The organism is Streptomyces sp. MB09-02B, assembly GCF_033794485.1.
In the GTDB taxonomy this organism is placed as follows: Bacteria; Actinomycetota; Actinomycetes; order Streptomycetales; family Streptomycetaceae; genus Streptomyces.
In genome coordinates, this window is sequence record NZ_JARGEE010000068.1 from 1 (window position 1) to 15,180 (window position 15,180).

Below are 15,180 nucleotides of genomic sequence, written 5' to 3' on the forward strand. Positions count from 1 at the left end.
GCCCACAGCTGCCGTACGTACGCGCCGAGCGGTACGGCCTGAGCGTCAGCGGGGCCCGCCCCTCGCTCGGCGCGTACGTACGGCAGCTGTGGGCCCGGCGGCACTTCATCACCGCGTTCGCCACGGCGAAGCTGACCGCGCAGTACAGCCAGGCGAAACTCGGCCAGGTCTGGCAGATCGCGAACCCCCTGCTGAACGCGGCGGTCTACTACCTGATCTTCGGCCTGCTCATGGGCACCAAGAAGGGGGTGCCGGACTACGTCCCGTTCCTCGTGACCGGCGTGTTCGTGTGGACCTTCACCCAGAGCTCGATCATGGCGGGCACCCGGGCGATATCCGGCAGCCTCGGCCTGGTGCGGGCCCTGCACTTCCCCCGGGCCTCGCTGCCCCTGTCGTACTGCCTGCAGCAGCTCCAGCAGCTGCTGTTCTCGATGGCCGCGCTGGTCGTGATCCTGCTGGCCTTCGGGGTTCCCCTCGCCCCGTCCTGGCTGCTGATCGTCCCCGCGCTGACGCTGCAGTTCGTGTTCAACGCCGGCATCGCGATGGTGATGGCACGGATCGGCGCCAAGACCCCCGACATCTCGCAGCTGATGCCGTTCGTGCTGCGCACCTGGATGTACGCCTCGGGCGTGATGTTCAGCATCGACCACATGCTCGCCGACCGGAACATCCCGGCGTTCGTGCATCTGCTGCTGGAGTGCAACCCCGCCGCCGTCTACATCGACCTCATGCGGTTCGCGCTGATCGACAGCTTCCACGGAAGCCAACTGCCGCCGCACGTCTGGGCGATCGCGGCGGGCTGGGCGTTCCTCGCGGGCGTCGGCGGGTTCATCTACTTCTGGAAGGCTGAGGAGACGTACGGCCGTGGCTGACACCGTCATCAACCCCACCGTTCCCGGCATCCGGCGCGAGGCCGACCAGGCCGCCGGCCCCGGCACCGCCACCGGCACCGCCGGCCCCGAGCCCGTCCCGACCGTCGTCGTCGACGGCGTCGACATCGTCTACCGCGTCAACGGCACGGGGGCCGGGCGCGGCACCGCCACCGCCGCGCTCAACCGCATCCTGCGGCGGAAGAAGGCCGAGAAGGCGGCCGGCGTGCGCAAGGTGCACGCCGTGCGGAACGTGTCCTTCACCGCGTATCGGGGCGAGGCCATCGGGCTCATCGGCACCAACGGCTCCGGCAAGTCGACCCTGCTCAAGGCCGTCGCCGGGCTCCTCCCCGTGGAGAACGGGCGCATCTACACCGACGGCCAGCCGTCGCTGCTCGGCGTCAACGCGGCCCTGATGAACGATCTCACGGGCGAGCGGAACGTCCACCTCGGCGGGCTCGCCATGGGCATGTCCCGGGAGCAGGTCAAGGAGCGGTACGAGGAGATCGTCGACTTCTCGGGCATCAACGAGAAGGGGGACTTCATCACGCTCCCCATGCGCACGTACTCCTCCGGCATGGCGGCCCGGCTGCGGTTCTCCATCGCCGCCGCCAAGGACCACGACGTGCTGCTGATCGACGAGGCGCTGGCGACCGGGGACCGCTCCTTCCAGAAGCGGTCCGAGGCGCGGATCCGTGAGCTGCGCAAGCACGCGGGCACGGTGTTCCTCGTCAGCCACAACAACAAGTCGATCCGGGACACGTGCGACCGGGTGCTGTGGCTGGAACGCGGGGAGCTCCGCATGGACGGGGCGACGGACGAGGTGCTGAAGGAGTACGAGAAGTTCACCGGGGGGAAGAAGTAGGTTTCGCCTGAGAGCTCGGAGGGGCCTGTGGGTTGGCGGGTGCGGGAGCGTCGTGGTTGATCGCACAGTTCCCCGCGCCCCTTCAGGACGCGCTGCTGTTCACCTCTCCAGGAAGGTGAACAGGGCCTCCCATCTGTCCACGATCTCCTCCGTGCCGTAGCGGCGGATGTTCTGCCTCGCCTTGTCTCCCATGCGGTCGCGCAGGGCCTTGTCGGTCATCAACTGGTCCAGCTTGCGGGCGAGTTCACCCGTGTTGCCGGGGCGGACCAGGAGGCCGTCCTCGCCGTCGCGCACGATCTCGTGGACGCCGGGCGCGCAGTCGAAGGCGACGCAGGGGACGCCCATCGCCATGGCCTCCATCAGGGCGAGCGGGAAGCCCTCGCCCCGGGAGGACAGCGCGAACACCGAGCCGCCGCGCAGAGCGCCCTGCACGTCGTGCGTACGGCCCATCCAGGACACCGAGTCGTCCAGGCCGAGGGCCGTGCACTGCTTCCTGAGGAGTTCCTCGTCCTCGCCGGAGCCGTAGACGAGCAGCGTCCAGTCGGGGTGCCGGGGCGCCACCTCGGCCCAGGTGTCGAGGAGCATGTCGACGCCCTTCTCGTCGCTGAGCCGGCCGATGCTGACGACGGCCTTCGCGGTGCGCGGGGACGGCTCCTCCGGCAGCCAGGGAACGGCGTTGGGCAGGTACGAGGCGTTGTTGAGGCCCTGCCCGATCCACAGGTCGGCGTCCTCGCGGGTGAGGACGAGCATGCGGTCGACGTCGCGGTAGTGCGTGAGCACGCGCCGGAAGCGTGAGGAGCGGCGCGAGGTCTCGAAGGACTCGTGGCTCATCCCGATGACGGTCAGACCAGTGGTGCCGGCGAGCCTCACCCACTCCATCGCCCACACCTGCGTCACGATGACGACCCCGCCGGGGGGCGCGGCCCGGAACAGGCCGGTCAGCACGGCCGCCCGTTCCCGCATGCTCGCGTCCCGCGCCCGGCCGGGCGGAGGCGGCTGGCCGTCGTACAACCGGGTGCTGGGGTACGGGAGTTCACCGAGCGGGTGCGGGTCCTCGGGGGTGGTGATCCCGATGACGTGGACGCGGTGGCCCCGCTCGGTGAGGAGACGGGCCAGGTGGTGGGTCCAACTGGTCACCCCGCCCGTCTCGTCGACACTGTTGGACACCAGGAAGACGTCCCGCGCCCCGGTCCCCCCTGCCTCGCCCCGCCCGGTCATCACGTGCGCCTCCACTCGGAGAAGAACTGGTCGACGACGTCGCGGGCCGCCGTCCCCTTGTCGTACTCGCCGAAGCCGGCCGTGAACCGCTCCCGCGCGGCGGCGTACTTGAGCGTCTGCTCCTCCAGCGAGGAGTCGCGCAGGACGGCGTGCAGCTCGTCCTCCGTGCGCACGATCGGGCCCGGCGCGCGTTCGAGGAGGTCGAAGTAGGTGCCCCGGCCCTCGTGGACGTACTCCTCGTAGTCGTACGTGAAGAAGAACGTCGGGCGGTCAAGGAGCGCGTAGTCGAACATCACCGACGAGTAGTCCGTGATCAGCGCGTCCGCGAGGGCGAGGACGGGGGTGACGTCGTGGTGGTCGGACACGTCGACGACCCGGCCCCGGACCGACGGCGGGAGCACGACGTGGTTGAGGTAGTGGGCGCGCACGAGCAGCACGTACTCGTCGCCGAAGGTCTCCGCGAAGCGCTCCACGTCGAAGGGGAGGGCGAAGCGGCGCTGCCCCTGGTGGCGGAAGGTGGGGGCGTAGAGCAGGATCTTCTTGTCCGGCGGGATCGCCGAGATCTCCGGGATGCCCAACTCGGCGGCGAGCCGCGCGCGCTGGTCCCTCCGGCCCGTCCCTCCCGTCCGGTCCCCCGTCTGACCCGTCCGGTCCGTCCGGTCCGTCTCCCGGGCTCGCGCGAGGGCGTCGTTACGCGGATAGCCCACCCGCAGCAGCACCTTCTCCCGCAGCCGGAAGGCCTTCGCGAGGGTGCGCACGTCGTGCTCCGAGCGGATCAGGAAGTGGTCGAAGCGGTCGAGGGTGCGCTGCTGTTCCGCCTGCTCGGCGCGGGACTTGAGCTTCCAGCCGGGCTCGTCGAAGCCCATGCGCTTGAGCGCGGAGCCGTGCCAGGTCTGGAGGTAGGTCGTGCCGGGGCGCTTGGTCAGCTTCAGCGGGAAGCTCTGGTTGTCGATCCAGAACTCGGCGCGGGCCAGCGCCCGCAGATACGGCAGCGACCAGCGCCGCACGAGGGTGGCGTCGGCCGGGAACCCCTCGGGGCGGCCCGTGTACGACCACACCGCCTCGAAGTCGAGACCCTGGCGTCGCATCTCCTCGTAGATCGCCCGGGGGCTGTCGCTGTACTGCCGGCCGAGGTGGCTCTCGAACACCACCAGCCGCCGCTGCCTCGGCATACGCAGGAACACCTCGTGATAGAGGCGGATTTTGGCGTCTCCGGAGGTGGCCCTCTTGCGCAGCCCCTTCGCCTTGCGGTAGCCCGACTTGGCGAGTTTGCCGGGTGTGCCCCGAAGCGCCCGGGCGACGAGGACGTTGGCCTTCTTGTCGGGGACGAGGCGGAACGCGAGGTGGCCGCGGGCGGAGATCTGCGGCTCGACCCGGTCGGCGACCAGCCGCGTGAGCCGCGGCCGGACCGGCAGCGCGCCGCCGCCCGTCAGCCCCGGTTCGGCGGCCGTCAGCCGGCTCGTCGTGCGCTCGCCGTCGACGTCGAGGTGGAGGCGTACGTCCCACACGGCGTCCACGATGCCCAGCGGGCGGAGCGTCCGGGAGATGTCGACGGCGGCCTGCCACGTGACGTACGGACCCTCGTGCCGGACGGTCGCGACCGGCACGCGGAAGGTCTGGAAGCGCACGCCGGGGCGGCGGGCGTAGAACTCCAGCGAGGCGGAGAGCCGGGCGTCGGCCGGGATCACCCCGAGGGGGTTGGTGACGCGCCCGGCGAGCCGGACACGGCCGCCGCTGCCCGCCCCCGTACCTTCCGTGCACCCCTGGTACTCCGTCAGCTCGTTGCGCAGGAAGAGCTTCCCGACCGGTCGGGCGTGGTAGCCGAGCTCGGTGACGTCCAGGATCCGGCGCGCGAACGCCCCCTCCTCCCCCGGCGCGTCCAGGTGCTCGGCGCACCAGTAGATCCGCCCGTCGCGCTCGACGAGGGGCGCGGAGACCTTGTCGCGGTTGGTGAGCGTGTCCACGGCCGGCAGCAGGTTGTCCCAGTCGCCCCTCCGCAGCAGATACGCGCAGACGGCGTGGATGGGTTCGACCTCGTCGTACGCGGCCGGGTCGATCGACGCCAGATAGGCGCGGGCCAGCCCGGCGAACTCCCGGCGGTAGGCCGCGTCCCGGAACGGCAGGTCACGCAGGTGCAGCACCAGGTCGTGCTTGAGGAACTTGACGTCCTTGTGGAACTTCAGCTCCGCCATGCCCTGATCGGCGAGGAGCCGGTCCACCCGACGGTGGATCTCCATCCGGTGCGCGAAGTTGGCGATCTCGGCCCGCCGGTTGCTGATCGACTTGGACGCCGCCTTCTCGACCACGTTCCAGTCGTAGACCCGGTTGGGGATCAGGGCGATCCGGCGGGCGGCGGCGTACGCCTGGGCGGAGAAGAAGAGGTCCTCGTAGTGGATGCCGACCGGGAACAGCAGCCCGCCCTCGACGAGGAAGTCCCGGCGGTAGCACTTGTTGGTGGACAGGGTGTCGTAGACCAGCAGGTCGGGCAGCTCGGAGACGGAGTCGAGGGTACGGGTGCGGGCGTACAGCCACGGGTACCACGGGACCTCCTTCCGGTTGCGGATGTCCACGTGGACGCGGACGCAGAGACCGGAGACGAGGTCGGCGCCGGTGCTCTCGGCGGCCTCCAGGAAGTTCCGGCAGGCGTTGCGTTCCAGGACGTCATCGCTGTCGAGGAAGACGACGTACTCGCCCCGGGTCTCCCGGATGCCCGCGTTGCGGGGCGCGCCGCAGCCGCCGCTGTTCTGGGGCAGCCGGTACGCGCGCACCCGGTCCGGGTGCTCGGCGGCGAGGCGGGCGGCCACCTCGTAGGAGCCGTCCCTGCTGTGGTCGTCGACGATCACGACCTCCACGCTCCGCAGCGTCTGCTCCAGCACCGAGCGGACGGCCGTGGGCAGCCTGGCCTCGTCGTTGTAGACGATCACGACGACGGATACGGCGGGTCGCTGGTCCACGTCCGCGTTCACCCCATACATCCGTTTCGTTCTGTTCATCACTATTTCTACCCTCTATAGACCGTGGTGCGGTTGAGGGCCACTTGGGTAGATGTCCCCGGCGGTGCGCGGGTTGCCTCACCCGCCTCCTGCCGGCCCCTGCCGCGATACCCTCCGGGAACGGGCTGAGCAGAGGGGGCGGTCGATGCGTGGGGTGGTACCTGAGCCGCTGCGGACGGAGGATCCGCGGGAGATCGCCGGGTATCCGCTGTACGCCCGGATCGGTGAGGGCGGCATGGGGACCGTCTATCTCTCCCGCAGCCGGGGCGGCCAGCCGGTCGCGCTGAAGCTGGTCCGTCCGGAGTACGCGGGCAGCCCCGCCTTCCGTGAACGGTTCGCCCGCGAGGTGGCCGCCGGGCGCCGCGTCTCCGGCTACCACCTCGTGCCGATCGTCGACCACGACGCCGGTGCGGAGCGTCCCTGGCTGGCCACGCACTACGTTCCGGGTGTCCCCCTCGACCAGGCGCTGGAGACCCACGGCCCGCTGCCCGTCGCCACGGTCCTGCAACTGCTGGCCTGCGCCGCGTACGCGCTGGACGCCGTGCACACCGCCGGGGTGATCCACCGCGACGTCAAGCCCGCCAACCTGCTGCTGGCCGCCGACGGGCCCTGGCTGCTCGACTTCGGCATCGCCCGTGCGGCGGGCGCGGCGACCCTGACCACCGCCGGACGCCTGATCGGCACCCCGCGCTACATGTCCCCCGAGCACGCCCTCGGCCGCCGGGTCACCTCCGCGTCCGACGTGTTCGCGCTGGGCCTGGTCGCCGCGGTCGCCGCGACCGGCAGCCATCCGTACGGACGCGGCAACCCGCTGGCCATCGCCACGCGCATCGCCGCCACGGACGTCGCACCGCCCGCGCTGGACGGCATCGGCCGCCCTCTCGGGGACGTCATCCGCCGCTGCCTGACTGCCGACCCGGCCTCCCGCCCCTCGGCTGCCGCCGTCGCCGAACACTGCGCGGGGGCGGCCCGCCGGGACGTCCGCGACTTCACGGGCTGGCTGCCGGCGCCGGTCGCCACGTCGGTGACCCTCATCGAGACGGCCTTCCGCACGCTGTCCCTGACGGAGGCGCCGACAACCCCGACCCCCCACATCGCGGAGGCCCCGACGGCCCGCCGCCTCCCGCCTACGGCGCCGATCACGGTACGGGACGAGGAATGGCGCCGCCGGGTGCGCCGGGAGCCGTGACTCGGGGGGTGCGTTGTCGACTGCCGGCCCGGTGGGGCTTCTCGCGCAGTTCACCGCGCCCCTGAAAAGCAGGGGCTGCGCCCCGTGCTTTTCAGGCCCGCAGGGCCGTGGTCTTTCAGGCCCGCAGGGCCTGGTCTTTCAGGGGCGCGGGGAACTGCGCGAGAAGCCCCACCGGACCCGCACCCAACCCACGACCGCCCCCCACCCCACGTCATCCCCGATGCAACCGATCCACCAAGATGTCGATCACCAACGGCGTACGCGGCCCGAAGCTCAGCAGCACCCCGTCCTCCAGATCCACCACCCGGCGGTCCATCCCGGCCGGCGTCTCCCTGATCCCGGGGATGTCCACCAGCCCGTCGACCCCGCCGACCGACTCCAGCCCCTTGCTCATCATCAGAATCACTTCGGGCTGCGCCTTGACCAGAGCCTCGCTCGTGATCGGGGTGAACGGTTTGTCCAGCCCGGCCGCCACCCCCGCGTCCTCCGCCCCGGCCGCGTCGATGAGGGAGTCCGCTCCCGACCCCTTCCCGCCGATGAGGTAGACCGCGGCCGACCCCCGCATGTACAGGAACGCGACCTTCGGCCGACTCCCCTCGGGCACGGCGGCCCGCGCCGCCTTCAACTCGTCCGCGAAGCGCTCGTTCAGGGCCTTGCCGGCGGCCGGAACCCCCAGCGCCTCCGCCACCCGGGTCGTCCGCGTGCTCACGTCGGAGAGTTCGTTGGCCGGATCGAGGACGACCACGGGGACCCCGGCGTCACGGATCTGGTCCACGGCCTCGCTGGGCCCGGTGTCGGTGTCGGCGAGCACCACGGTCGGCTCCAGCGAGAGCACGCTCTCCGCGCTCACGTCGTGCGCCTTGGTCACCTGGGGGAGCCCCTTGGCCTCCTCGAAGGTCGCGGTGATGTCCCGGCCGACGACCTTGTCGCCCAGACCGAGGGTGAACACGATCTCCGCGATGCCTCCGTTGAGCGGCAGAATCCGTGACACGTCCTCGACGGTGACCTTCCGGCCGTCCGACGAGTCGACGGTGACGGGCAACGCGGGCGTGGGCGCCTCGCCCTCCAGCGGGACGAGCGAGTTCGTCCTCAACTGTTTCTCGGCGGCCGCCGCTCGCTCGCTCGCGGAAGACGCCGACGACTTCGCCCCCGCTGCTTCGCCTTCCCCGTCGCCGCCTGCGCATCCGGCCGCCAGCATTGCGAAAGCAACGGAGAGTGCGGCAACTCCCCTTCGAGCGATGGTGAGTTGAGGTCTTCCGGACCTTCGCATCGAACCGCCTCCCATGACTACCGTTCGAACCAGGTGTTCGTTACTTTAGGTTAGCCTTACCTGAGTTACCTATGGTGGGAGTGCTGACCCCGGTGCACAGATGTGGCCTACGAGTTCCGCGCGCAGCCCTGGCGGCCGTCGCCGTCGCGAGTGCTCTGATCCTCCACCCGGCCCCCTCGGCTATGGCCGCCGGCGGCTCCGCGAACGGACCCGAGGGCCAGAAACTCACCGTCTCCAAATCCTCCGGACTCGACCCGGACGGCGAGACGGTCACCGTGTCCGGCACCGGCTACAACACCGAGAAGGGCATCTACGTCGCCTTCTGCGTGGACAACGGCGCCGGCAAGACCCCCACGCCCTGTATCGGCGGCGTCGACATGTCCGGCGACTCCGGCGCGTCGGTGTGGGTCTCCTCCAACCCGCCCTCGTACGGGGAGGGGTTGGCCAAGCCCTACAAGGGCAGCGGGCACAAGGGCACGTTCTCCGTGTCGCTCAAGGTGCGGGCCAAGGACGCCAACACGGACTGCGCCAAGTCCGGTGTGACCTGCTCCGTGATCACCCGCAACGACCACACCCGGGGCGGCGATCAGAGCCAGACGGCCCGTATCCCGGTGACCTTCACCGGCGCCGGCGGCAACGGCGACGATCCCGGCGCCGGCGGCACGGCGACTCCGTCGGCCAGTGCGAGCACGACGACCACCGGTGGTATCGGCAGCACCGGCAGCACCGGCGGCACGTCGAGCGGGACCGGCACGTCGAACGACCCGCTGGCCGACACCGGCAGCGCCGCCGTACCGCTCGGCATCACCGCGACAGGGCTGGTCGCGGCGGGCGGCGCGGCCTGGTTCTGGGCGCGCCGACGCCGTACCGCCAACGCGAGCTGACGGCATGTCGACGACAGCCGTCCACACGACAGTCGACGCCCGCGCGGCGGAGCGTCTTGTCGGCCGAGTGGCCGACGTTCCAGGGAGGACTTCGAGGTGATGAACAGACCTGGTGCCGCCGTGACGGCGGCGGGCGCGCTGCTCGCCCTGCTCTGTCAGGGCACGGCGACGGCACAGGACGCGGCCGAGGCGCCCCGTGAGGTGTCCGGCGGATTCGCGAGCTGGGGTCCGACGTTCGGCGCGGTCGGCGGTGCCGACGTGACGGTGACGGCCGGGGCGCCCGCCGTGCGCGGCTCCGGCGGCCGGACCTGGTTCCCGGTCGACGACGGCAGCACGACCCCGAAGGCCGGCGACGCCGACGTGGGCTTCGACGGCTCGATCCGGCTGGCCGGCACCGGCACGGAGAGCCTGACCCTCAGCGAGCTGCGTCTGCGGCTGGACGGCGGCACCGGCACCCTCCGGGTACGGGCCGAACGGGCGGGGGCGAGCGGCGACTTGACGCTGGCCGAGGTGGGTATCGGTTCCGCCGCGCCGACCGTACGCAGCGGCGGCGCGACCTGGTCGGGCCTCAGCGTGTCGCTGACGGCCGAGGGTGCCGCGCTGCTCGCCGAGTGGAGCGGGCGGGCATACGCGGCGGGGGACGAACTCGCCCCGCTCGACGTGACCGTGGGCACCGGCGCCTCCGGAGCAGGGCAGTCGGAGGACGCGCCCGGCGACGCGTCCGGCGACGACGCTCCCGCGCCGAGCCCGGACGCGGACACGGACGGCACGGTGGTACCCGGCGCCGAGGGGGACGCGGGACAGGAGTCCGCGGCGGCGGCCCCCTCCGCGGCCGTGAAACTCACGAGCCTCGCCGCGGGCGCCGGACAGCAGGTCACCGGCGCGGGCTTCGCGCCGGGTGAGGTCGTGCTGGTAGCGATCGACGACGACACCCGCTACCAGGCCGTGGCCGACGACTCGGGCGAAGTCGCCCGCGATTTCCCGGTGTACGACACCGCGACCGAAGGTGCGCACATCGTACGGCTGTATTCCGTGACCGGAGGCCGTGCGGCGGCTGCGGAGTTCACCGTGCTCGCCGGTGAAACCCCGTCCTGAGCAACGTACTTGGGCGTCCTTTGCTTTCTGTTGACAAAGAGATCGCACCCAAGGTTAGGTAAGCCTTACCTAAGTGTTGACGGATGTTTCCCGCCAACCGCTGACGAGAAAGGTCCTCTCCTCATGAGAGTCGTTCCTTCCGCCCGTACCGCCGCCCGCGCCGCCCTCGCCATGGCCGCCGCCTCCGCCCTGACCCTGGGCCTCGCCACCTCGGCCTCCGCCGCCACCTCGACCCGCACGATCGTGGACGGCAGCACCACGTACAACCTGTCCGTGACCGCGCCGAACTCGGCCGCCGCGTCCGGCCAGGTCATCACCGTCTCCGGCTCCGGCTTCAACACCGGCCAGGGCATCTACGTCGGCCTCTGCGTGGTCGACGGCGCGCAGGGCGCCAACAAGCCCACCCCGTGCCTCGGCGGCCAGGACGAGAGCGGCGCCACCGGCGCCTCGCACTGGATCAACAACACCTTCGGCGGCCTCTTCGCCAACAGCTCCAGGTTCGGCACGGGCGGCACCTTCAGCGTGAACATCTTCGTCAAGGCCACCCTCGACGACGGCAGCGTCTGCGGTGAGGATGTCACCTGCGCCGTGGTCACCCGAGCCGACCACTTCGACACCAACGACCGCAAGTACGACGTCCACGTCCCCGTCAGCTTCTCGTAATCACCCCACCGGCCGGGCCCCTTCGACGGGGGGCCCGGCCCTCGGCGTCCCCCGGGTGCGCGGCGGGCGCATCCGACGAATGAGGAACCCATGAGAGACGACACGACGGACCGGCGGGGACAGGGCCGGGTGGCCCGGGTGTGGCTGAGATGCCCCGCAGCGCTGCTCGGAGCCGCCGCCCTGGTGGCCGCCACGGTCACCGCCGTCACGGTGAGCACCGCCGCCCAGGCCGCCGACACTCCGAAAACCGGATTGGGCGCCAACGGCCAGAAACTGACCGTCTCCGCCTCCGCGAACCTCGATCCCGACGGCGAGAAGCTGAGGGTCACCGGCTCCGGCTACGACACGGCCAAGGCCATCTACGTCGCCCTGTGCAAGGACAACGGCGACGGCAAGATCCCCTCCCCGTGCATCGGCGGCGCCGACCAGAGCGGCACCGGCAGCTCCTCCCACTGGATCGTCCCCAAGGGCGACCCGTACGAGGGCAGCCTCGCCGTCGCCTGGGGCGACGGTGGCACCTTCGACGTCGAGATCGACATCAAGGCCAAGGACAACGGCGTCGACTGCACCCAGGTCGTCTGCTCCGTCGTCACCCGCGTCGACCACCGCAACTCCGGCGACCGTTCCCAGGACGTCCGTGTCCCCGTCCGATTCGAGGGCCAGGACACCGGTGGCGGCGACGGCGGCGAGGGCGAGGACGTGCCCGCCGGCACGGTGGACTACGTCGAGTCCGCCGCGTTCCCGGCGGCCGGCAAGGTCAACGACCTGCTGCTGCACCCGGAGTCGGGGAAGCTGTACGCGGGTTCGGACAACTTCGCCGCCTCCGGAGCGGTCGACGAGCGGGGGTTGCACGCCCTCGATCCGGCGAACGGCAAGAGCCTCGGCCACACCCCCCAGTTCCCGGGCACCACCGGAACGCTCGGCCCGCGCGCCGTCGTACGGATCGCCGCCCCGCTCGCGGGCGACGGCGCCGTGTTCCAGTTCGCGCTGCGCGGCATCGGCACCGCCAAGGCCGGCGACCCGGCGGCCGCGGGCAGGTGGATCGCGGGCGCCAACATCACCGGGATCGGCCCCGGTACCAAGACCTCCACCGTCCTGGTCGCCCAGGGCGCCCAGCTCTCCGAGGTCGACATCGCCACAGCCGTCCCCCTCGAGAACCGCACCCTCACGCTGGAGGGCGGTTCCCTGCTCGGCGTCGACGTGGCCCGTGACGCGGCGTGGTCCGTGGGCTCCACCGGCGGCACCCTGCGCCGGATCGACACCCGCACCTTCACCGTCACGGCATCGGCCGAACTCACCGCCCCCAGCGTCGAGTTCGTCGAGGCCGACCCGGCCACCGGCAACGTCTGGGTGGGCAGCGGCGACTCCGTCCTCGTCTACGGCAAGGACGCCAAGCTCCTGAAGACGATCGACGGGCCGGACGAGGCCGCCGACATCGCCTTCGACACCGCCACCGGTCGGGCCTTCGTCGTCTGGCAGGACGACGGCACCCTGAGCGGCGGCAGCGACGGCGTCAGCAACCTGGGCGTGTACGACACCGCCACCTACGCGGAGACCGCCCGCCGCACGAAGCTGGACGGCAACGACTCCCAGAACGGCGCCGCGTCCGTCGCCGTCGCCCCCGGCGGCACCACCGTCTACGTCGGCAGCCCCACCGAGGGCGAGATCACCAAGCTCGACCGCCGGATGTCCCCGAAGGTCACCCAGACCCCGACCGACCGGACCGTGGCACCGGGCGACGAGGTCTCGTTCGTCGCGGCGGCCGAGGGCACCCCCGCACCCACCGTGAAGTGGGAGGTCAGCACCGACGGGGCCCAGACCTGGACCACGGTCGAGGGCGCGACGAAGAACACGTACACCTTCAAGGCCAAGGCGGCGCACGACGGTTACCAGTACCGCGCCGTGTTCAAGAACACCGTGGGCACGACCCGCACCGCCGCCTTCACCCTCACCGTCACCGAGGCCGACGACAGCACCGGCGGCGGCGACGGGGGCGGCGACGGCGGGAACGACGAGCCCTCCGGCACGAAGACGGTCACCGGTTCCGACGGCCAGAAGCTCACCGTCACCCCGGTCAACGGCCTCGCCACCGAGAACCAGACCCTGAAGGTCACCGGCTCCGGCTACGACGAGAAGAAGGGCATCTACGTCGCCCTCTGCGTCGACAACGGAGCAGGCGAGCTGCCCTCCCCGTGCATCGGCGGCGTCGACATGACGGGCGAGTCGCACTCGTCCGCGTGGATCTCCTCCAACCCGCCCGACTACGGCGAGGAGTTGGCCACCCCGTACGAGGACGGCGGGACGTTCGAGGTCGAGCTGACCATCGACGCCAAGGACGAGTACACCGACTGCTTCAAGGCCCGGTGCGTCCTCGCCACCCGCGCCGACCACACCCTGTCCGGCGACCGCTCGCAGGACGTGAAGGTCCCGGTCGCCTTCGTCGGCCAGGACCCGGTGGACACCGACGACGGCGGAGGCGACACGGACGGTGGCACCTCCACCGGCGGTACCTCCGGCGGCGGTTCGACGTCCGGGAGCACCGGCACGACCGGCACGGCAGGCGCCTCCGGCAGCACCGGAGGCACCACGACCACCGGAGGCGGCGGCAGCCTCGCCGCCACCGGCCTGACCGTCCTCGGCGTGGCCGCCTCGGCCGCCGCGCTCACCGTGACGGGCTGGATCCTGCACCGACGGGCCCGCAAGGCGGGCCGGGGCGCGACCGCCTGATCCACCCGAGCCCGGGGTTCTCGACCGGAGCCCGGGCCGCCGACACCCTCGGCGGCCCGGGCTCCGGCCCGTCCGGCTCAGCCCGCGTACCTCCTCACGCCGTGTCCCGGCCCGAGGCCACGATCCAGTCGTACGCCTCCCGCGCCGTGAACTCCCCCTGCCCGCCCCGCACCAGCAGCCCCGCCGTCGCGAACGCCGGGTCGTCGGCCTGGGCGGCGAGGTACGGCACCGCGACGCACCGCATCCCGGCCGCGTGCGCGGCGGCCACCCCGGGCGCCGCGTCCTCCAGGACGACACAGTCGGCCGGCGCGACGCCCAGCCGCCGGGCCGCCTCCAGGAACACGTCGGGCGCCGGCTTGCCCCGGTCGACCTCTTCTGCCGACACGACGGTGCGCAGAGCCCCGTCGAGCCCTGCCGCGCCGAGGATCACCTCGATCGCCTCGCGCGACGACCCCGAGGCCACGGCCATGGGTAGGCCGTCCGCCGCGAGCAGTTCGACGAACGTCCGCATCTCCGGGTAGACCGGGGTGCCGACGCGGGCCAGCTCCAGATAGTGGCGGTTCTTGGCGGCGACGATCGCCTCGACGGGCGCGGCGAGGCCGTAGCGCTCCTTCCAGTCCGAGACCGTCTCCTGGATGCTGATGCCGACGTACCGCTCGTGGTCCGCCCAGGTGAAGTCGGTGACCCCGTGCTCGGCGAGGATGCGCACGCTCGCCTCGTAGTAGTTCGGCTCGCTGTCCACGAGCGTTCCGTCGAGATCGAAGATGACCGAAGTGCTACGGGTGGTGTGACGGGTAGTGCTCATGAATGCCAGGATGTCATCGCTCAGTTCCGGGCCGGGCCGCCCGCCGCCGGGCCGCCCGCCGCCGAGCCGATCGACTCCACCAACGGCGCCAGCCGGTACGGCACCCGCTCCCGCAGCGCCACCTCCGTTCGCGTGCGCACCACGCCCGGCAGACTGATGAGCGCCTGGATGACGTCCTCCAGATGCGCGTTGTCCCGCGCCACGACCCTGGTCAGGAGATCACCCCCGCCCGTGATCGAGAACGCCTCGACGATCTCCGGTACGGCCGCCAGCGCGTCGCCCACGTCGTCCAGGTGGCCCTGGGTGACCTCGATGTGCACGAAGGCCAGCACCGGGTGACCGAGCGCGGCGGGGGAGAGTGCCGGACCCGTGCCGGTGATCACACCGTCCCGCTCCAGCCGGTCGAGACGGGCCTGCAGCGTGCCCCGGGCGATGCCGAGGACCCGGGCGTACTCCCGCACGCTCGTGCGCGGCTGCTCCAGCAGCAGCCGCAGGATGCGGGTGTCGAGCTCGTCCACGGCCATGGTCCGCCGGCCTCCCTGCGTCAAGCGGTGATCATGAGAACTGTACCGATGGCCCAGTGAACCGCACCCGACCGGACC

12 protein-coding genes are annotated in these 15,180 nt (G+C 71.6%); 7 read left to right on the top strand and 5 right to left on the bottom strand.

The features are described 5' to 3' along the window. The first annotated feature begins 8 nt into the window (after positions 1-8). The gene (locus P1P70_RS12765; protein ID WP_319236953.1) at positions 9-872 is read left to right on the top strand and encodes an ABC transporter permease; all 864 of its coding nucleotides are present in this window, start codon (positions 9-11) and stop codon (positions 870-872) included. Positions 873-900: 28 nt separating this feature from the next. Beyond that, positions 901-1,734, top strand: coding sequence for an ABC transporter ATP-binding protein (locus P1P70_RS12770; RefSeq protein WP_413471464.1), 834 nt, complete (start codon positions 901-903; stop codon positions 1,732-1,734). A gap of 99 nt (positions 1,735-1,833) precedes the next feature. Here the strand turns inward: P1P70_RS12770 and P1P70_RS12775 are convergent, their stop codons facing one another. After that, positions 1,834-2,952 (bottom strand): glycosyltransferase, encoded by a 1,119-nt coding sequence (locus P1P70_RS12775; RefSeq protein ID WP_319236936.1) that lies wholly within the window; start codon positions 2,950-2,952, stop codon positions 1,834-1,836. Beyond that, positions 2,952-5,927 carry a CDP-glycerol glycerophosphotransferase family protein gene (locus P1P70_RS12780; protein ID WP_413471461.1) on the bottom strand — a complete coding sequence of 992 codons (2,976 nt, stop codon included), beginning with the start codon at positions 5,925-5,927 and terminating at the stop codon, positions 2,952-2,954. The genes P1P70_RS12775 and P1P70_RS12780 overlap by 1 nt, the downstream gene beginning before the upstream one ends. A 163-nt stretch (positions 5,928-6,090) precedes the next feature. Between P1P70_RS12780 and P1P70_RS12785 the strand changes: the two genes are divergently transcribed. Beyond that, entirely contained in the window at positions 6,091-7,134 is a 1,044-nt protein-coding gene (locus tag P1P70_RS12785) for a serine/threonine-protein kinase (RefSeq protein WP_319236938.1), read from the top strand. Positions 7,135-7,345: 211 nt separating this feature from the next. Here P1P70_RS12785 and P1P70_RS12790 read toward each other — a convergent pair whose 3' ends face one another. Continuing rightward, positions 7,346-8,404: a heme/hemin ABC transporter substrate-binding protein gene (locus P1P70_RS12790; RefSeq protein ID WP_413471462.1), complete on the bottom strand. Its 1,059-nt coding sequence runs from the start codon at positions 8,402-8,404 to the stop codon at positions 7,346-7,348. Positions 8,405-8,586: 182 nt separating this feature from the next. On the opposite strand from P1P70_RS12790, the gene P1P70_RS12795 reads away from it, so the two are divergent. From P1P70_RS12795 to P1P70_RS12810, 4 genes are all read left to right on the top strand, one after another. After that, positions 8,587-9,288, top strand: a complete 702-nt coding sequence (locus P1P70_RS12795; RefSeq protein WP_319236940.1) for a neocarzinostatin apoprotein domain-containing protein — start codon at positions 8,587-8,589, stop codon at positions 9,286-9,288. Between the two features lie 99 nt (positions 9,289-9,387). Then, a complete protein-coding gene (locus P1P70_RS12800) occupies positions 9,388-10,383 on the top strand; it encodes an HtaA domain-containing protein (RefSeq protein WP_319236941.1) in 996 nt (331 codons plus the stop codon). A 123-nt stretch (positions 10,384-10,506) separates the two neighbouring features. Next, a complete protein-coding gene (locus P1P70_RS12805) occupies positions 10,507-11,046 on the top strand; it encodes a hypothetical protein (protein ID WP_319236942.1) in 540 nt (179 codons plus the stop codon). A gap of 90 nt (positions 11,047-11,136) precedes the next feature. Continuing rightward, positions 11,137-13,773, top strand: coding sequence for an immunoglobulin I-set domain protein (locus tag P1P70_RS12810; protein ID WP_319236943.1), 2,637 nt, complete (start codon positions 11,137-11,139; stop codon positions 13,771-13,773). A gap of 94 nt (positions 13,774-13,867) precedes the next feature. Here P1P70_RS12810 and P1P70_RS12815 read toward each other — a convergent pair whose 3' ends face one another. Next, positions 13,868-14,578, bottom strand: coding sequence for an HAD family phosphatase (locus P1P70_RS12815; RefSeq protein ID WP_319236944.1), 711 nt, complete (start codon positions 14,576-14,578; stop codon positions 13,868-13,870). A gap of 20 nt (positions 14,579-14,598) precedes the next feature. Next, positions 14,599-15,102, bottom strand: a complete 504-nt coding sequence (locus P1P70_RS12820; RefSeq protein ID WP_319236945.1) for an Lrp/AsnC family transcriptional regulator — start codon at positions 15,100-15,102, stop codon at positions 14,599-14,601. Positions 15,103-15,180 lie beyond the last annotated feature (78 nt).